This window comes from Caballeronia udeis (assembly GCF_001544555.2).
Lineage (GTDB): Bacteria > Pseudomonadota > Gammaproteobacteria > Burkholderiales > Burkholderiaceae > Caballeronia > Caballeronia udeis.
Genome location: NZ_FCOK02000041.1, coordinates 25,498 through 43,319, shown reverse-complemented (window position 1 = coordinate 43,319; position 17,822 = coordinate 25,498). Strand labels below are relative to the sequence as shown.

Genomic DNA, 17,822 nt, shown 5'->3' with positions numbered 1-17,822 from the left:
GCATGCGTTCGATTGTCGCCCTGTGCTTCCTGTTCGGTGCGGTCAGTGCGCATGCGCAGACCGTCAATCCGGTCGGGGGCGATCCGGTAAAGACCACGCCGTTACCCGCGGTCGCTGCACCGGCTTCGCCAGCGCTTCAGAACCCCAATGCGACGGGCGCGATTGTGTCCGCGCCTGCCACGGCCAACACAGTGCCGGGACAAGTCGTGGCCGGTGGCACCGTGCCCGACGAAGCAACCAAAGCGGCAGTGCTTGCCCGTTTGCGCGATACGTATGGGGCGAGCAATGTGGTTGATCAGATCGAGATCGGCGATGTTGCAACGCCGCCGAACTGGGGCGCCAATGTGCAGAAGCTGATTAATCCGCAGTTGAAGCAGATCAGCAAGGGGCAGTTAAGGATCGACGGCACGGCAATTGATGTGAAGGGCGAAGTGCGTAATGAGGCGCAGCGCCAGCAGATTGCAAGCGACATGGCCAACTCATTGAACCCCACGTACACGATCAAGAATGGCCTTCGTGTCACGGCATCGGAACAGGGGTTACTCGACCGGGCACTGGCTAATCGTACGATTGAGTTCGAAACCGGTAGCGCGACTTTGACGCCGCAGGGGCGCACTATTCTCGATCAGATGGCAGCTGCACTCGTGAAGATGACAACGCGGACGGTCGAGGTGATTGGGCATACCGATAACGCGGGCAACCGGAGTTCGAACGTTGCGCTGAGCCAGGCGCGCGCGGACGCGGTGAAGGGATACCTGGTCGCGAAAGGAATCAGTCCGCAGACGCTGAATACAACGGGCGTTGGACCAGATCAGCCGATTGCATCGAATGATACGAATGACGGTCGGGCGCGCAATCGACGGATTGAGTTTAGGGCGGGGCAGTAGAGCAGGACGCGAGCGGCGTTCGACTAATACGAATGTCCCCTCTTACTATTCAACCTAAACCTTCACCCCCAGCAACTCCCGAATATGCGCTAACGACGCATCGTCCTTGACTACTGTGGTCAGCCATTCGTGCAATGGCATATCGGCCCACTCGGCGGCCTTATCGGCGAGATACGCCACCGGGCTGTGAGGCTCCGTACGCCGGAAAAATTCTGCAACCTCGCGCAATTGCGCCACCGCTTGAGCCCGTGCCTGGGCGCCGCTCGCACTTGCTGTGATAGGCATTGACATGAACACAGGCTCCTCACGAACGGGCGCAGCAGCTTGCTGCTCGAATGACGGCTCAACGCGCAGCGGCGCTTCCGGAACCACAGGCTTAGCCGCTTCGATAACTGCATTCACACCACTTTCACGAGCGAAACGCTCGGCCAGGCGATACACCGTCTCGTACGCATCCCTCGCACGGCGGAAGCTCGGCGCACTCTCCCCGGCGCGATGATCCAGCTCCTTTTCCAGTGCAAGCATTGCCACTTCGAAAGTCGCCAGTTGCCCAAGCAGCGCCGCATAAAAGGCCGTAGGCGTGGCGCGTCGCGACGCCTCGATTGCCTCGACCGATGGCTTGCCACGCGTGATGTCGTCAGCATGCTCAGGGTCGCGCTTGGCCGCTTGCGCGGCATGCGTAGCGACCTCCCAGTCCAGCGCGCTATAACGCTGGCCACCACCGTCCGTCAGCGCCACTCCACGCAACAACTCGGAACTACGGCCCACCAGCCACGCTACGTTGCCAAGGCGGTACTCAGCATCATCGCCCTCAGGCAGCGGATGAACGTGGTCCCAAAAGCGCTCGCATAAACCCTTGAGCAAGGTAAAACCGTCGGTGAGTCCCTGCAAGCCGTTGCGCATGGCAAGGGCCTCGGTCAGCCAGACCGCGAGACGCAGATCCTTCGTCTGTGTCTTCAGCAACGCCGTGCTGCGTTCGATCACGAAGGGCCAGTCCGCCTCCTTGATCTCGGTGACCCACTCACCCTGGTCGAGCGAAGGATCGTCGAAGCGGCGCGCTTGCTGAACGGCGTCGAAATCCGAAGAAAACAGCAAGTCATCGCCGCAAGGCGACGATGCAGAAACAGGATCGAGTAACGCAGAGGTCGTTGACATGATTCAATTCAAACGTTTAGTACTGCAACTATCTTGGTTGTTTCAGAAGGTCGAGTGAGGGTCCGTTCGAACCCTCACTCGATCGCATAGCTGAACCCGCCGCCCTCATCGGCGCCCGCGACAATGCGTGTGATCGCCGTGCCGCTCGCCATGCGTTCGAGCACATGTCCTGCAATCTCCGGCAACAAGGTTCCACTGAGGATGTGATCGACGTTGCGCGCGCCTGAATCGACTTCCGTACACCGCGCGAGCACCGCGTCCACGAGACTTTCATCCCATTCGAAAACAGCATTGTGGTTAGCCTCGATCCGCCGCGCAATGCGCCCAAGCTTCAGTTCGATAATCTCAGCCAGCACGTTGTCAGGGATCGGATAATACGGAACAACCTTCATGCGCCCGAGGAAGGCCGGTTTGAACACCTTGAAAAGCTGGGGCCGCAACATCTCGGCCAGCGCGTCGGCATTCGGCAGTTCGTCATCGGGCTTGTTAAGGCAAGCGGTCATCACCGCGGCAGATCCAACGTTCGATGTCAGGATGATGAGCGTGTTGCGAAAGTCGATTTCGCGGCCTTCGGCGTCGTCCATGGCGCCTTTGTCGAAGACCTGGAAGAACATTTCGAGGACATCGGGATGCGCCTTCTCGACCTCATCCAGCAACACCACCGAATAGGGATTGCGTCGCACGGCTTCGGTCAGCACACCGCCCTCCCCATACCCGACATATCCGGGCGGCGAGCCTTTGAGCCCCGACACGCTATGCGCTTCCTGATACTCGCTCATGTTGACGGTGACGAGCTTGCGTTCGCCGCCGTAGAGCACATCCGCAAGTGCAAGCGCAGTTTCCGTCTTGCCGACACCCGACGGCCCGACGAACATGAACACGCCCCGCGGCTTGTTCGGGTCCTCGAGGTTGGCGCTCGCGGTACGCACGCGCTGGGCGATGGCTTCGAGCGCATGGTCCTGACCGATCACTCGCGTGGTCAGGAGCGCCTTGAGATTCAGTACGGTTTGCAGCTCATTTTTCACCATGCGGCCGAGCGGGATGCCGGTCCACGATGCAACAATCTCCGCTACAACATGACCATCCACCTGGAGCGGCACAATCGGCTGCGCGCTTTGCAGCGTGCGCAGTTCGCTCACCCGTTCATCGAGCGTCGCTCGAATTGTCTGGAAATCGACCTGTGCATGACCGTCGCGTGCGGCATCAATCTGACGACGTAGTTCATCGATCTCGTTGACCAGCAAACGCTCTTGCTGAAACCGCGCTTCGTCGCGAGCGAGCATTTCGACGTCCTGGGCGCGTGCTTCACGCAGACCCGCGATGCGCTCGCCGTGAGCGGCACCGCTCGCGGCTTCCCGTTCGAGCGCCGCAAGTTCGACATCGGTTCGCTCGATACGCTTCTTCGTATCGTCGATCACCGCTGGCGTGGAACTCTGTGCGAGCGCGACCTTCGCGCAGGCCGTATCGAGTACGCCAATAGCCTTGTCGGGCAACTGGCGGCCACTGATGTACCGATGCGACAAGCGCACGGCTTCCGTGATGGCGTCGTCGAGAATGCGCACGTTGAAGTGCTTCTCCATCAACGCGCTCATGCCCCGCAGCATGGCCGCGGCGAGCGCCTCGCTCGGCTCTTCCACCTTGACCACCTGGAATCGCCGCGCGAGTGCAGCATCCTTTTCGAAGTACTTCTTGTATTCGCTCCAGGTCGTTGCGGCAATGGTCCGCAGCTCGCCGCGCGCAAGCGCGGGTTTCAGCAGGTTGGCTGCATCGTTCTGTCCGGCTTGCCCGCCTGCACCAATGATCGTATGCGCTTCATCGATAAACAAGATGATCGGATGCGGGCTCTTCTTCACCTCGTCGATCACCTGCTTCAGGCGATTCTCGAACTCGCCCTTCACGCTCGCGCCGGCTTGCAGCAGGCCCATGTCGAGCACATGCAGGGCGACGTCGCGTAACGGCGTGGGCACATCGCCGGCGGCAATGCGTAACGCGAGTCCCTCGACCACGGCTGTCTTGCCGACACCCGCCTCGCCCGTCATGATGGGATTGTTCTGGCGCCGGCGCATCAGGATATCGATCGCCTGGCGAATTTCTGCCTCGCGTCCAATCACCGGATCGATGCTGCCTTCGCGAGCACGTGCCGTGAGATCGCTCGTATAAGTGTCGAGCGCCGGTGTTTTGGACGGACCCGTTTGCGGTGATGACGCTGCCTCTTCGGCAGGCGTGGGTGCTTGCGCCTCGACCGATCCTTCGGTTACCTGATCGAAATCGTGTTTCAGCCGGTCTACCCGCACTGACGCGAACATCGGCGACATGCGTTGCGCGAACTGCGCAAGCTCAGGTGCGTTAGTCAACGCAAGCAGCAAATGGCCCGAGCGAATCCGTCCGATCTGCGAGTCAAGCGATGCAATCAGCCATGCCTGTTCGAAGAGCGCGATCAGGTGAACGGAAAAAACCGGCGTGCGCGTGTTGCCGGTCTGCAGCCGCGACAGTTCGCGCTCGAGGTCGCGCCGGACAGCCGCCTGATCGATGTTGCTTGCACGCAAGACGAGCAGCACGTCGCTCGCCGGCTCTTCAAGCAACGCGAGGAACAAGTGTTCCAGCTCCACTTCGTAGTGGCCGCGCGAAAGGCAGGCACTCGCGCCGCGCTCGGTTGCCTGACGGCAGGTCGGGTTCAGCTTGGCGATCAGCGTTTTTAGCGGCGTGCTCATGAGTGACGTCCAGTAATGTCGTTGCAGTGTTCGTGATGCGTCAGGAGATGACGTGAAGTTCGTAACATGCGTCTGCACGATCTCGCGGCGCTTGTTTCGTACAGAGAAACGCATCCCAGCCCAGTCGCGCGCCGAGACTGAGATAACTTGGCCCGACCTCCTCGCGGCGCAGCACGAGCGACACCTCGTATTCGAGCGTGACGCCGGCCAGCAGCGTCAACATACGTTCCAGCGCGAGCGCATTTTCGGCCCCGGGCAAGAACACCTCATAGTCCTTCTTCGATAACGGTCCGACGACCAGCCGCGCGCGCATGTCGCGCTGCCATACTCGCTGGCCTGCCAGCGCCGTAGCGCCGAGCGTTGCATTGACCCCGCCGAGCACGCTCAACTGTTCACGCGGCACGTCATACCAGCGGCCGATGAACTGCTCCACGCGAATGGGCACGCCGAAGTAATCGGACAAGGTGCGCTGCAGGTAAGCCGCCGACACCGGTCGATGCCGCGCTGCCAGCGCATAACCCGCTATGGCCTCGTCGAAGAGCGCCCCTGCCCCGCCCTGCAGCTCGGCGCGCGTTTCCGCATGCGAGACGCCGGCGAGCGAGAGCAGCAGTGGCAAATAGCGCTGGTCCCGGTCGATCTCGTAGTGAAGCGGCAGCCGGTACTTCTTCCATGCTCCATAAAACAGCGCGGTCGCGCGGTTCGAGAACATGTCGAAAAACTCGCGCGCCGCGTAGTCCTTATGCACTTGCTCGCGGCCGGCAATCTGCTCCGTATAAGCTAGCGGCAACGCGCCCTGCACCCCGAGCAGGCCAAAAAAGGCCGGCGTGATTTCGACCCGGCTCAAGCCGCCGTTCGCCAATGCTTGCGTGCGGGCCAGCTTGCTCTTCAACGCCGTGTTGTCGTGATCAAACGACATCGCGGCCTGGATCTCGCTGGGAGGAAACGATAACGACAAGCTATTGCGAAACGAGACATGCCTGGCGATGGCATCGCCGCGAGGGCGGCCGCCATCGGCCGCCTCGCGCGCGAACGTTATTTCGAGCAGGCGTACCGCCTGAAAAAATTCAAAGCGATACGGTTCGTCGAGCAGCCGCTCGACTACAGCAGGATCGATTCGCCGCTGCGGGGTTTGCATCGCAGGATCTCCTCGCCGGTCCGCTTGGAGACGACGACCAGTTGCACAAAGCTGTTCAGGTGCACATACAGCCCAAAGAACGTGGCGATCACACGCACGAAGGAACCGAGGCTCGTGCCGACGAAATGCTGCTCGTCGATCGTGAGGCGTATTTCGATGCCGCGCACAAAGGTCGCGAATGGTTTACCAGGAAGCCACTGGATGGTAGGCCGCTGCTCGATGGCGGCTATGCCTTCGATATGCCGCGCCGAGACCGCCGTGCGCCGGAGATCGTATAGTCGCAGTAGTTCCTTGAGCGCCGAGACGCCGCTTTGAGCGAGCGAGACGTGGTTGAGCGCGAGATGCGAAATCAGTCGCCAGTGTGCGGCACGTCCTCGTTCAAAACGCACGCTTGGCGTCGCACGCCGCAACATGCGCACGCCGCTCACAAGCGAGTCGCCTTCCAGAAACAGGTCACCGCCTTCCAGCCCGAACGCAAGTTGTGAAGGCAAGTCGCGATTGGTGCAAGTCAACTCAAGACTCAGCGTGTCCGTCTGCGGCTGCAGCGGTTCGAAGTCGATATCGACAATGGAAATTTCAGTTTCGTAGCCCGGACTGGATTTTGCAACCGCGTCGTCGCGACGAGCAAGCCAGTAATGGCCCGCCTGCCCGCTTTCGCCATGATGCAGCGAATAGAACGGCCGGAATTCGATCACGGATTCGCCGTCAGCCTGCTCGCGCACAAGATGCACCGAGTCGATCGAGCAAACCTCATACGCGGATGCACGGCGCCCGTCACACACTACCGGATACGCCACAGCCTGATGCGTGATGCGAATTGGGTCCCCATGCTGCTTGAAAAGATTGACGACCGGCGAGCAGAACAACCTCAAATGGTCCTTCGACAAACCGTCGAGCATCCGCGCCGTCTGCGAGTCACTGCGTATTTCCCTCAGCACCAGATGCAGCGTAATACGGTTGCATCGACCGCCCGCTCGCGTCATCGCGGCGAAATCGAAATCGATGAAATTGAATTTCTCGGGAAACGCGAAATACTCGGTCAGCAAGCGATACGCTGGATGCGACTTCTCCGGATAATCGATGAGTGCATCGTGTTCGCTGAAACCCGACTGCTCGACTGCGGAGTCCTGAAGCTTTTTCCATTTGCCGTTGCCATCTACCTCAACGTAGCTCGCCGTGGTATTGACAAGAAGGCAATCAGCTAACGCCGCGACGAACGACTGTTCGCCGTGCAGATGCACACGAACCTGGTTCAACGCGAGCGTCGCCAGATCGAACTGCGCCGCGGTGGACTCGAAGGTGACGGAGATCAGCGCTGCCGCGTCCCGAGGTAAGACCGTCGCGCTCGGTGCCGATGCCACCGGCGCGTACTTCGCCTCGACAATCCTGAGAGGCGCCAGCACGACGTCATATGCGTTGCGAAAGCGGCACTGCACGCCGCGAATCGGCCGGGACTTCAACTCGGTCCCGCGATCGATCGTGGCCGTCCCGGTGAGCTGGCCAAGCGCCTGCCCCGGGTCGAACTGTGCGATCGAACACGAGGGGAACGGGCGCAAGTAGTGCGGATATAGCACTTCCAGCAGCGCTTCCGTGAACTCGGGGTAATCGTCGTCGAGCTTCTTGTTGATGCGTGCCCCAAGCAACGCGAACGACTGGATCATGCGCTCGACGTGCGGGTCCTCCGCGTGTTCGCCCGACATGGCGAGACGCGCTGCGATCTTCGGATACCGTTCAGCGAAGTCGCGCGAATAACGTCTCAGGAACGACAGTTCGCGCTCGTAATACGGCAGCAGTTCTTCCATTGGTCAAATCCCCGTCTCCGTGTCTTTCACGGATGCTGCCTTGCAGAAAAACCAGACGACACACTAAAGTTCGCGGCTCAGGGCGCGCTTCAAAGCTTCGCCCGTGAGCGCGTCACGGAATATTGCAACGTCGACGGCAGCAACATGGCGTCGAAGCTGACCGGCTCTTCGGCCGGATGCACGATCAACACGGCGCGGATCGCGAAGTTGAGCGCGCTGGTGGACTGCTCGTTCAGTTCGAGCTTCACCGATACCTGTTGCAAACGCGGCTCGTGCCGGGCAATGGCCTGCTGGATCGACTGGCAAATAAACACGCGGTCGTAGTGGCTCGCGAGGCTCATTCCAGCAAAGTCGTTGAGCCCATAGGTCAGGATGGAGTACTGACATTCCGGCAACGCAGCCAGGTCTGCCTGCGTGAAAGCGATACGCGTGTTCAGGAGCGATTCGACATCGCGGGCAACGGTGTTCTTCAGCTCTTCAAGCGACAATTGACGCAGCGCAGTCGCAGCCGGTTCGTACGGGTCGTCGTCGAATAGTTTGTCGAGAAAGCTCGGCTCAAAACGTTTCATGAAGCCCTGCTGTTCTTGCGGTCGAAGCTTGGGCGTATGACCGCGACGCCGGCGCCGCACGCGGATGCGTACGGGCACCTTATCGGCACCTAAGCGTCGCAGCACCGCTCAAGATCAGGATGCCCCGGAACTCTCACCAAATGTTCCGGGGCGCACAGAACGCGAGAATCAGACCGCGTAGGTCTTGTCGTTCTTGGTCAGGCTCCAGGCACCTTGCGCGTTACCGCTCTGGTTGCCGCCGATTTTCTGTTGCGTGTACTTCCACTGCACGGCTGCATATTTCAGCGAGAACTGCTCGGACGGCAGGCTTGCGGTCGCGGAGGTACCCGTCGTGGCCGCCGCGGTGGGCGCGTTGATGCTCGGGTTGATGCTGGAGATAATCACGTACTTGAGCTTCACTTCAAGGTACTTGATGCGGTTGCCTTCGCCATCCGAACGCATGAAGTCGATGGTGACCTCATCGAAGGTCGTGCCACCGGAAGCGTGCTGGTACATGAGCGGGCTGACGACGTCGATGTCCTTCGTGAACACCATGTCGCCGTGCTCGCAACGCTCGGACGTGTGACCGCCGGCGGTGGACGCCGTAGCCGAGCGCGGCTGAGTGATCGCGTGACTCCACGAATCGATCTCGACCCAGTTCGCGTGATCCTTGTCCTGCGATTCGCCTTTAATCGCGGGATTACCAAATTTCAAGTAGATATCCTTCATACCTCGACTCCCCATAGAGTGGTTTTATAGCCGGCCTGGACGGTGTCCAGGCCACACGCAGTCATGCCGTTCAGGAAGAAGCGGGCTTCGGTAGATCTGCGACAAGCCGCAGCGAAATCGACAGTTCGTCCAGTTGGAAATGCGGGCGCAGGAACGCCACGGACCGGTACGAACCCGGCTTGCCGGGAATCTCTGCCACTTGTATGGATGCCTCGCGCAGCGGGAACTGCGCCTTTTGTTCCTGAGTCGCGTTGTCGTCAAGCAGCACATACTGCGAGATCCAGCGATTCAGGAACACTTCGACGTTCTGAGCCGAGGCGAAGCTGCCAATCTTGTCGCGCATCATGGCCTTCAGGTAGTGCGCCACGCGCGATACCGAGAAGATGTACTGCAATTGAGCAGACAGGACCGAGTTGGCATTCGCGCTATCGGTGTTGTATTTCTTGGGCTTCTGTACCGACTGCGCTGCGAAGAAAGCGGCGTAGTCAGAATTCTTGCAGTGGACCAGCGGGATGAAACCGAGGTCACTCAGTTCTTTCTCGCGACGATCCGTCACCGCGATTTCAGTCGGGCACTTGAGCGCCACTTCGCCGTCGTCGGTCTTGAAGGTGTGCGTCGGCAAGTCTTCCACCAGGCCGCCACCCTCCACGCCGCGAATGGCCGCGCACCAGCCAAAGTCATCGAACGCCGCTGTCAGGCGCGCAGCAAATGCCCACGCGGCGTTACACCACAGGTATTTGGCGTGGTCGGTTCCATCCACGTCTTCGACGAAGTTGAAGGTCTCGGCAGTCTGGCCATCTTTAGGATTGAATGGCAGGCGCCCCAGGAAACGCGGCAGCGTGAGGCCGACGTAACGCGAGTCTTCTGAATCGCGGAACGACTTCCACTTCGCGTACTCGACTGTATCGAACACCTTGCCGAGATCGCGCGGCCGGCCGAGGTCGGCGAAGCTCTCGAGGCCGATAAGTTCCGGCGACGCCGAAGCGATGAACGGTGCGTGCGCAGCGGCCGCGACATGCGACATCTGTTCGATGAAGTACATGTCTTCCGGCTGCCGCGTCACTTCGAAGTCGCCGATCAACGCACCGAACGGCGCACCGCCGAAGGTACCGAATTCTTCTTCGTAGACTTTCTTGAAAAGCGCGCTCTGATCGAACTCGATGGCCGTCTTGAAGTCGCGCACGATGTCGCGCTTGGGCGCGTGCAACGCCTTGATCTTGACGGTCGTGCCCGTGTTACTTTCCTTGCACAGGTAGTCGAGACCACGCCATGTGCTCTCCAGGCGCTGGAATTCCGGCGCATGCATCACGGCGCTGAGTTGCGAGGAAATCAACTGGTCGAGTTCCGCGACACGCGCGTCAATAGTTGCCGACAAGTTGTTCGATACAACCACCGTGCCGTCGAGCACCTGATTGACGAGCTCGCCGATCAGGTCCTTGGCGCGCGCGTGTTCGGAGTGAGACTTCGCGACCTTGCTTTTCTCGACGATCTCATCGAGCAGAGACGGAGCCGCTTCGGATTGTTGCGTGCCGACCTGTGCCGCAGCCGTTTGCTGATTCATTTCACACCCCGCTGGTTAGTCGCGCTGCTGGTCGTCGTGCGGCCGGTTGCCATGCTCAGACGTGCTTGCCCCGCCCGCGTCGTGCGCAAGCGATTGCAGTTGCTGCGTGTTGTGCAGCACTTCGCTCAGCAGATCTTCGAGCTTGTCGTTGCCGGCGAGCTTGTTGCGTAGGTCGGCAAGCTTGGACCGCGCTTCGAGCAAACGTCGAAGCGGTTCCACTTGCTGCACGATCGCGTCCGGATCGAAATCCGCAATCGAATTGAAGCGCAGGTCGACTGCGAATTTGCCGCCCGCTTCGCTCAAGCGGTTGTCCACCTGGAACGCTGCGCGCGGCTCAATTCCCTTCATCACGTCGTCGAAGTTGTCGCGATCGATGTTGACGAACTTCCTGTCGCGCAACCTGGGCTGTTCGACTTCGGATTGCCCCGCTAGGTCGCCCATCACTCCGACCACGAAAGGAAGTTCCTTGATTTCGATTGCGTCGCCACGCTCGACCTCGTAGGTCAACTGGACGCGTGGCGGTCGAATCTTTTGCAGGCGCTTCTGGATACTTTCTTTCTTGGCCATGGCTGGTCTCCGTGGGTCGGGTGTGAACGGGTATTCGATTTGCTTATGTGCTCAACATGTTTAACGCAGCGCGCTGAACGGGTCTGACGCGCCGCCGCCCTTGGCTGCTTTCTGCGGGGCGGGAGCAGGCGCTGGAGCCGCCACGGCAGGAGCCGCCGCTGCATCAGGCTTCGCGTCCGCATCCGTTGCGGCGGCAGTCGTCACTGGTTTCTTGCGCACAATGTGCCGCTTCTTCACGACAGGCTTCTGGACCTGCTGCTCGGGCGGGAACAACGCATCTTCGCCAAGCGTGTCGCGCAATTGTTTCGCGAGCGCTTGAGCGTCGGATTTCGCGTCGCCGGCCAGCGCCGCATCCTGGCGCAATTCGCCGAGCGATTGCGTGGCAATTCGCAAGCCGCTTACTGCGAGAACGCTTTTAGCCTGGCGATCCGTTTGGTCGCGCTGCAATGCCTCTTGGGCAGCCACGATTGCCTGGCCGTAATGCTGTTGCGTGAATTGGATTTGCGCGATTCGTGACCATGGTTCTTCGCGAGTCGGGTCCGATTTTGCAAGATCCTGATAAAGCCCGATTGCCTTGTCTTGATCCCCCCCTTTCGAGACGGCATCGGCATCTGCCAACTGCTTGTTAAATACGTCAGGGGTCGGAGGGACATTAGCCTGTTGAGTTGCACAACCGGCCACGATGGCGCACGCCACCACTACCCCGCTGATTTTTGTGAACAGCCGCTCTGTCATCATTTCTTCACTAAGGCTAATTTTTTATTCAAGAGCAAAATCGAATTTTGCTACGCTCGGAGTGCGCAGGTATAGTACAGGCCAAATTTTGTTAATTCAATCGTAACGTAAAACAAGAAAATTTTTATAGCCTGACCCAGTAATTCGGCAGCACACTCTGTGTTTTACTGAAACGTCTGATGATTCGGAATTTTTTTCCGAATTACGACGTTTAATAGGTTCAGAACAGATTCGGGGCGAGTTCGGAACCACCGCTATTCAAAACAAAACATTCTTATAAATCAAATGGTTGAGCGAAGACCGGACTGATTCGTCAATTATCGTCAAATGCTGATCATAATCGGGGAGCCCAAGCGCGGTGCGCGAAAGGCAAGGCATGAATACAAGATATCTTAAGTGCAGCGTTATATTCGCTTTCTCCCTTCTCATGGGGGGATGCGCAGCAGGGGTTTCGGTGCTCGGTGCCGCTGCCAGTGCGGGTTTGCAGGCGGTCGGCATTGGTAAACCCGATGTACCGGACGCTCAAAAACCACCGCGCGAAGTGCCGCTGACGCTATATGCCGCGCCGAATTTGAATGCAGCCACGGATAAACGGCCGCTGGCGTTGGTAGTCCGTCTTTATACACTGAAAGACGCGACTTCCTTCCAGCAGGCCCCATTTGATACATTCACAGACCCAAGTCGCGAAAAAGCGACTCTGGGCGAAGACTTGATCCGCGTGAGAGAAGTGACGCTGATCCCGGGACAGCGTTATACAGTAAAGGAAAAAGTGACGCGTGAAGCGGGCGCGCTCGGCATCGTTGCATTATTCCGCGATCCGGCGCAGCAGCGCTGGAAGTTCGCATTCGATCCGGCCAAGTCAGAGAAATCCGGCATAATGATCGGCCTGCATAATTGCGCAATGACCGTGACCGGCGGAACAGTGATACCCGCAGACCAGGGATTACCGGCGCAGCAACTGAATCTGCTGTCGTCGGTGAGCTGCGGCTAGGCCGTGTTAAATGATGAATTTCAAAAGAATATTATTGAACCCGCTGTGTGTGGCGCCAGTGCGGGCAATTTGAAGTGGATACCCGTCGCAGAATCCCAGTGAGCGGTCGGTTTTAAGACCCGAGCGAAAGCGAGTGTGCAGCGGGAATTTTTCATAATGCGCAATCGCCACCGCCAAACCTATACAGGTTGAATATGAGTTATTCCGCCAAAGTGCTGTGGGGAGAAGGGCTCTTTTTGCGGCCACAGCATTTTCAGCGTCAGGACGCTTATCACGAAGCACGTCTTTTCGAGTCCGTTCGAGCCATTCAGCCCTACAACTGGGGGGTGCGCTCAGTCAGGTTCGACCGCGACGCACTCGCGAGCAATGTGCTGCGCCTGAGTGACTTGGCGCTGGTATTTCCCGACGGCGAACTGTATTCCGCGCCGCAAGCGAACGACCTGCCACCGGCCATCGCGCTCGAGACATTGCCTGACGGCGTCAACGAGTTCACCTTCTATCTCGCCATGCATCCGTTGCGCGAAGCAGGGGCGAACTACGTTCAGGATCCGGCGGCCGGTTTTGTCTCGCGATATGTGAGCGAGCAGAACTCCGTAGGTGATCATTTCACTGATGCGGCCCAGGCCGACATCACCTTCCTCAAGGCCAGTGTCAAGCTGGTGGCGAACAGCGAGCCGCGCGACCAGTACATGTCGGTCCCGCTCGTACGCATCCGGCGCACGGCAACTTCAGGCTTCGAGATCGACGAATCGTTCGTGCCACCGAGCCTCGCTATCGAAGCGTCGCCGCTGCTGCATCAGCGCCTTCGCCAGCTCATCGAGGCGTTGCAGGCCAAGGTCAGCGCGCTCTATGGTTTTCATCGCGAGCCAACGAAGAACATCATCGAGTTCCGTTCCGGCGATGTCGCTTCGTTCTGGCTTCTGCATACGGCAAGCGCTGCCTTCGCCGCGCTCACGCATCTTTACCAGCATCCGGCATTGCATCCTGAGCGCCTGTTCCAGGAGTTGCTACGGCTCGCGGGCCAGTTGATGACGTTCTCGAAGGGTTACGCCCTCGCGGACCTGCCGGTCTATCGCCATGATGATCCCGGCCCGGCCTTCGACCAGCTCGACGGCATCTTGCGCGACCTGCTCGATACCGTGATCTCCACGCGCTACTTCGCGATCGCGTTGGACGAGGTGCGTCCGTCGTTCCATCTCGGGCGCATCGACTCCGGCAAGATCGACGACAAGACCACGTTCTTCGTCTCGGTCACGGCCAGCATGCCGACGGTGGAACTTGTCGAAGCCGTGCCTGCGCGGTTCAAGGTCGGGGCGCCCGAAGACGTCGATAAACTAGTGCTCTCGGCCATGCCAGGCGTGCGGCTCACGTACACACCCCAGGTCCCCCCGGCCATTCCCGTGCGTCCCGGCGCCTGCTACTTCGCTCTCGAAACGCGCGGCGCGCTGTATGACCGCATGCTGCAGGCGCAATCGGCCATGATCTACGCCCCGTCCGGTATCGACGACCTCAAACTCGACTTGATTGCGGTGACTTCATGAGCTACGCGCCCTCTCTTTTCGGCGATGCCCCTTCGCAGCAAAGCAATCGAAATTCCGTTCCGCCCACGGCATCGACGTATCAGATCCATTCCCTGCTTGATCTGCTATACGACGGATTTTTCATGTTGTTCTTGCTCAAGAACGGGCGCGAGCCTGAGGATTCCGCGAGCTTTCTCGCGCGCATCCAGGAGTTCCTGGGAGACTTCGACCGCGGCGCGAAAAAGCTGAACGTATCGGCCGACGACATGTTCGCCGCCAAGTTTGCGTTTTGTGCGGCAGTCGATGAGTCCGTGCTCGCGTCGGGTTTCAAGATCCGCTCGGAGTGGGAACGCAAGCCGCTGCAACTAACGTTGTTCGGCGAACAACTGGCAGGCGAGAAGTTTTTTCAGCATCTCGAGGAAGCACGTGCGCAAGGGGCGTCACGTCTGCAGTCTTTAGAGGTGTTCCATATGTGCCTGCTGCTGGGCTTCCAGGGCAAGTACATGATGGAAGGACCGGAAAAACTCGCGTACCTGACCGCGCGAGTCGGCGATGAAATCGCGCAGATGAAGGGCAAGCGCGCGCCGTTCGCGCCGCATTGGCCATTGCCGGATCAGATCGCTCACCGGTTGAAAAGCGAAGTGCCGTTGTGGGTCGTCGCGTCGGTGTTTGCGTTGATCGGCGTGCTGGCGTTTGTCGGGTTGACCTCGTATCTGAAGGACTCGACGCTGAAGGCTGTCGCGCCCTATTCGGAGATCGTCAAGGTGGGGCCGAAGTCGGCGAACTTGACGATCTCGTTGCCATAGTCGGGTGTGGTTGATTGGGTGATTTTGGGTGTCGTGGCACGTAAGCGTAGCGTGATGAGCGACGCGCCTGGCGACACAGGAGAACGTCTATGAGTTTTGCGTCGAACGGTAGCGGCCCCCTTTCCGCAAACGGGATGTTGAACGGCGCCTCGTTGAGTGATATCGGCTCGCTTGCCGGCATCACGAGCCAGGTTGCGGGATTGACCGGAATGCCCGGGGCGGGCGTGGTGGGTGGCACGGCCCGCGCGGTGCAACTGGCACAGACGGGTGCTTCGCTGCTAGGGAAAACACCCGCCTCAATTGCGGATGCGATCAACAGCGCGTCAGGCGCACAACCGAAACTCACGCAAGATAATCGCTTCGTTACGATGACGTCCCCATTGGGACCCGACGTCCTGCTCGTCAACGCGTTGGTCGTCGATGAATATGTGAGTCAACTGCCGGAGATTCATCTCGATCTGCTGTCTCATCGAAACAATATCGACATAGACAAGATCGTTGGGCAGCCGGTTTCGATCACACTCGATCCCCAAACCGCCAGCACTGGTCTGAGCGGGATCGTTGCGGCCTCGGATGCCGACCAGCGCCATTTTCACGGCTACGCCGTGTCGTTCGGGAGAGTGGGCAATTCCGGTACGGTGACGCGCTATGAAATGACCGTCGTGCCGTGGTTCTGGTTTCTGATCCGCTCGACCGATTGCCGTATTTTCCAGAACAAGACCGCACGGGATATTCTCACCGAGATCTTCACCGAACACGGTTTCCAGGACTACGAATTCAATCTCGCCGGCCAGCGCGCGTCGCTCGAGTATGTAGTGATGTACGGCGAATCGTATTTCAACTTCTGCTCCCGGCTGATGGAGCAGGAGGGCATGTTCTGGACGTTCCGATATGACAAGGACAAGCACGTCCTCGTTATCGGCGACAGCAACGACGCGTTCACGCCAATCGCCAACCTCGACGCCGTTCCCTATTTTGCGGATAGCACGGCGAGCGAGCACAACGGCATCGACCGTTGGGACGAAACATTCAGTTTCCGCGTGGGGAAGATCACCTTTCGCGATTTCAACTACAACACCCCTTCCACCCCGCTGATGCAGGTTGAAGTACCGACCATGCTGAAGACGCCGAACATCGGCAAGACCGAGCGTTACGAGTATCGCTCGCTCTACGATCATAGCGACGACGGCAACCGCTACGCCGGTTACGCAATGCAAGCCGAGGAAGCGCAGGCGCGCAGGTTTGATGGCAGTGGCTTTGCGTGGCGCATGACGACCGCCGGCCGTTTCAAGCTGTCCAACCATAGCGTGTCGGCCTACAACAACAAGGAGTTCGTGATCCTGCACGTGCGTCACCACGCCGTGAACGATTATTCACGCGATGACGCGAAACTGCCGTACCGCAATTCGTTCACCTGCCTGCCGATCGACGTGCCGTTCCGGCCCGAGCGCCGCACGCCCAAACCGTTCATGCATGGCACGCAGGCCGCAGTCGTGGTCGGCCCCAAGGGCGAGGAAATTTATACGGACGGCAGTCGCGTGAAGGTCCATTTTTATTGGGACCGTCGAGGAAAGCTGGACGGATCGGACACCATCTGGGTGCGCGTATCGCAACCCTGGGCAGGAGCGGGATGGGGCGGAAGCGCCATTCCACGCATCGGCCAGGAAGTGATTGTCGCGTTCAATGAGGGAGATCCCGACAACCCCGTCATTGTCGGCCGGGTCTTCAACGGCGAGGCGGCGAATCCCTACCACGGCAGCACCGGCCAGTCGATGGGCATCCGCAGTCAGACGCACAAGGGACAAGGCTCAAACGAGTTGCGTTTTTCTGACGTGAACGGTGCGCAGGAATTCTTCATGCACGCGCAGAAGGACATGAATACCGTTGTTGAAAACGCGCAGACGACCCGGGTGCTCAAGGGCGATCGATCCATCGCGGTGGCCAAGGGTGAGCATCTGACGACGGTATCTGTCGGCAACCTGCAGGACACCGTTACGCAGGGCAACACGACGCACCAGACGCCTGCCGGCGTTCACACGATCGAGGCAAAGGAACTGTGGATCAAGGTGGGTGGAGATGGCGGCACGAAGATCCACATGACGGCTGACGCGATTGAAATCTACAAGGGCTCGTCTGTCATTCATATCGATGACGGACAGATCAAGGTCCAGGCCAGCAGCACGCACATTAATCCCGATAACTGATTTCCAACCTGCCCCAACCTCCGCTCTACTGGAAAACAACATGTATCAGATGCAAGAAGGCTTCCTGTCGCTGCCATCCGACTGGCACGACAAGACTATGAACGTGTTTGTTTCGGCTGCCACGGGAACGGAGGGTGTGAGCTTTGTCGTGACCCGGGAGAACCTGCCCTGGGGGATGAAGTTTCACGAGTACACGGCCAACGAGGTCTTGAAGCTTGCGAAGCAGGTCGCCGGTTACGAACTGGTCGCCGGAACGGAGTCCGAGGTGTCGGGGCGCGTCGCGTATACCCACGAATTCAGGTGGCTGAACAATGGCAAGCCGATCCAGCAACTGCTCACGATGGTCGAGTACGGCAAGCGGGTGCTGATGCTGACCTTCACGGCGCCGGGCACGATCAGCGAAACACAGAAGAGCCAGGTACAGGACCTGATCCAGAGCGTCACGCTGAACGAACCAGACTGAGCGCCGCA

Annotated in this window: 15 protein-coding genes; 6 read left to right on the top strand and 9 right to left on the bottom strand. The window is 59.4% G+C overall.

Features of this window, described 5'->3' with window-relative positions:
• The first annotated feature begins 2 nt into the window (after positions 1–2).
• Positions 3–887 carry an OmpA family protein gene (locus AWB69_RS25810; protein ID WP_062089666.1) on the top strand — a complete coding sequence of 295 codons (885 nt, stop codon included), beginning with the start codon at positions 3–5 and terminating at the stop codon, positions 885–887.
• Positions 888–941: 54 nt separating this feature from the next.
• On the opposite strand, the gene tssA is transcribed toward AWB69_RS25810, so the two are convergent.
• From tssA to AWB69_RS25765, 9 genes are all read right to left on the bottom strand, one after another.
• Positions 942–2,042 carry a type VI secretion system protein TssA gene (tssA, locus tag AWB69_RS25805; protein ID WP_062089665.1) on the bottom strand — a complete coding sequence of 367 codons (1,101 nt, stop codon included), beginning with the start codon at positions 2,040–2,042 and terminating at the stop codon, positions 942–944.
• Between the two features lie 74 nt (positions 2,043–2,116).
• Positions 2,117–4,753 (bottom strand): type VI secretion system ATPase TssH, encoded by a 2,637-nt coding sequence (tssH, locus tag AWB69_RS25800; RefSeq protein ID WP_062089664.1) that lies wholly within the window; start codon positions 4,751–4,753, stop codon positions 2,117–2,119.
• 40 nt (positions 4,754–4,793) lie between these two features.
• Complete coding sequence (tssG, locus tag AWB69_RS25795) at positions 4,794–5,888, bottom strand: type VI secretion system baseplate subunit TssG (protein WP_062089663.1); 1,095 nt, start codon at positions 5,886–5,888, stop codon at positions 4,794–4,796.
• Positions 5,852–7,690, bottom strand: a complete 1,839-nt coding sequence (gene tssF / locus AWB69_RS25790) for a type VI secretion system baseplate subunit TssF (RefSeq protein ID WP_062089662.1) — start codon at positions 7,688–7,690, stop codon at positions 5,852–5,854. Before tssF ends, tssG begins: the two co-directional genes overlap by 37 nt.
• A gap of 89 nt (positions 7,691–7,779) precedes the next feature.
• Entirely contained in the window at positions 7,780–8,259 is a 480-nt protein-coding gene (gene tssE / locus AWB69_RS25785) for a type VI secretion system baseplate subunit TssE (RefSeq protein ID WP_062089698.1), read from the bottom strand.
• Between the two features lie 168 nt (positions 8,260–8,427).
• On the bottom strand, positions 8,428–8,967 hold the full coding sequence (locus AWB69_RS25780) for an Hcp family type VI secretion system effector (protein WP_062089661.1): 540 nt from the start codon (positions 8,965–8,967) through the stop codon (positions 8,428–8,430).
• A 70-nt stretch (positions 8,968–9,037) separates the two neighbouring features.
• On the bottom strand, positions 9,038–10,528 hold the full coding sequence (gene tssC / locus AWB69_RS25775; RefSeq protein ID WP_062089660.1) for a type VI secretion system contractile sheath large subunit: 1,491 nt from the start codon (positions 10,526–10,528) through the stop codon (positions 9,038–9,040).
• Positions 10,529–10,543: 15 nt separating this feature from the next.
• Positions 10,544–11,095: a type VI secretion system contractile sheath small subunit gene (gene tssB / locus AWB69_RS25770; protein WP_062089659.1), complete on the bottom strand. Its 552-nt coding sequence runs from the start codon at positions 11,093–11,095 to the stop codon at positions 10,544–10,546.
• Positions 11,096–11,155: 60 nt separating this feature from the next.
• Positions 11,156–11,830, bottom strand: a complete 675-nt coding sequence (locus AWB69_RS25765; RefSeq protein WP_062089697.1) for a tetratricopeptide repeat protein — start codon at positions 11,828–11,830, stop codon at positions 11,156–11,158.
• A gap of 376 nt (positions 11,831–12,206) precedes the next feature.
• Between AWB69_RS25765 and tssJ the strand changes: the two genes are divergently transcribed.
• The 5 genes from tssJ to AWB69_RS25740 all read left to right on the top strand — a co-directional run bounded on the left by tssJ (position 12,207) and on the right by AWB69_RS25740 (position 17,814).
• Entirely contained in the window at positions 12,207–12,821 is a 615-nt protein-coding gene (gene tssJ / locus AWB69_RS25760) for a type VI secretion system lipoprotein TssJ (RefSeq protein ID WP_062089658.1), read from the top strand.
• A 194-nt stretch (positions 12,822–13,015) separates the two neighbouring features.
• Positions 13,016–14,362 carry a type VI secretion system baseplate subunit TssK gene (tssK, locus tag AWB69_RS25755; RefSeq protein ID WP_062089657.1) on the top strand — a complete coding sequence of 449 codons (1,347 nt, stop codon included), beginning with the start codon at positions 13,016–13,018 and terminating at the stop codon, positions 14,360–14,362.
• Complete coding sequence (gene icmH, locus AWB69_RS25750) at positions 14,359–15,147, top strand: type IVB secretion system protein IcmH/DotU (protein ID WP_062089656.1); 789 nt, start codon at positions 14,359–14,361, stop codon at positions 15,145–15,147. The genes tssK and icmH overlap by 4 nt, the downstream gene beginning before the upstream one ends.
• Before the next feature lie 89 nt (positions 15,148–15,236).
• A complete protein-coding gene (locus AWB69_RS25745; protein ID WP_062089655.1) occupies positions 15,237–17,351 on the top strand; it encodes a type VI secretion system Vgr family protein in 2,115 nt (704 codons plus the stop codon).
• Between the two features lie 40 nt (positions 17,352–17,391).
• Positions 17,392–17,814 carry a DcrB-related protein gene (locus tag AWB69_RS25740; protein WP_062089654.1) on the top strand — a complete coding sequence of 141 codons (423 nt, stop codon included), beginning with the start codon at positions 17,392–17,394 and terminating at the stop codon, positions 17,812–17,814.
• The last annotated feature ends 8 nt before the right edge of the window (positions 17,815–17,822 follow it).

What these genes read in the sequence shown, in the direction of transcription:
- icmH (WP_062089656.1), top strand. Translation starts at nt 14,359, where the DNA reads ATGAGCTACGCGCCCTCTCTTTTCGGCGATGCCCCTTCGCAGCAAAGC.
- AWB69_RS25745 (WP_062089655.1), top strand. Translation starts at nt 15,237, where the DNA reads ATGAGTTTTGCGTCGAACGGTAGCGGCCCCCTTTCCGCAAACGGGATG.
- tssH (WP_062089664.1), bottom strand. Translation starts at nt 4,753, where the DNA reads ATGAGCACGCCGCTAAAAACGCTGATCGCCAAGCTGAACCCGACCTGC.
- tssK (WP_062089657.1), top strand. Translation starts at nt 13,016, where the DNA reads ATGAGTTATTCCGCCAAAGTGCTGTGGGGAGAAGGGCTCTTTTTGCGG.
- tssG (WP_062089663.1), bottom strand. Translation starts at nt 5,888, where the DNA reads ATGCAAACCCCGCAGCGGCGAATCGATCCTGCTGTAGTCGAGCGGCTG.
- AWB69_RS25810 (WP_062089666.1), top strand. Translation starts at nt 3, where the DNA reads ATGCGTTCGATTGTCGCCCTGTGCTTCCTGTTCGGTGCGGTCAGTGCG.
- AWB69_RS25765 (WP_062089697.1), bottom strand. Translation starts at nt 11,830, where the DNA reads ATGACAGAGCGGCTGTTCACAAAAATCAGCGGGGTAGTGGTGGCGTGC.
- tssJ (WP_062089658.1), top strand. Translation starts at nt 12,207, where the DNA reads ATGAATACAAGATATCTTAAGTGCAGCGTTATATTCGCTTTCTCCCTT.
- AWB69_RS25740 (WP_062089654.1), top strand. Translation starts at nt 17,392, where the DNA reads ATGTATCAGATGCAAGAAGGCTTCCTGTCGCTGCCATCCGACTGGCAC.
- AWB69_RS25780 (WP_062089661.1), bottom strand. Translation starts at nt 8,967, where the DNA reads ATGAAGGATATCTACTTGAAATTTGGTAATCCCGCGATTAAAGGCGAA.
- tssF (WP_062089662.1), bottom strand. Translation starts at nt 7,690, where the DNA reads ATGGAAGAACTGCTGCCGTATTACGAGCGCGAACTGTCGTTCCTGAGA.
- tssC (WP_062089660.1), bottom strand. Translation starts at nt 10,528, where the DNA reads ATGAATCAGCAAACGGCTGCGGCACAGGTCGGCACGCAACAATCCGAA.
- tssE (WP_062089698.1), bottom strand. Translation starts at nt 8,259, where the DNA reads ATGAAACGTTTTGAGCCGAGCTTTCTCGACAAACTATTCGACGACGAC.
- tssB (WP_062089659.1), bottom strand. Translation starts at nt 11,095, where the DNA reads ATGGCCAAGAAAGAAAGTATCCAGAAGCGCCTGCAAAAGATTCGACCG.
- tssA (WP_062089665.1), bottom strand. Translation starts at nt 2,042, where the DNA reads ATGTCAACGACCTCTGCGTTACTCGATCCTGTTTCTGCATCGTCGCCT.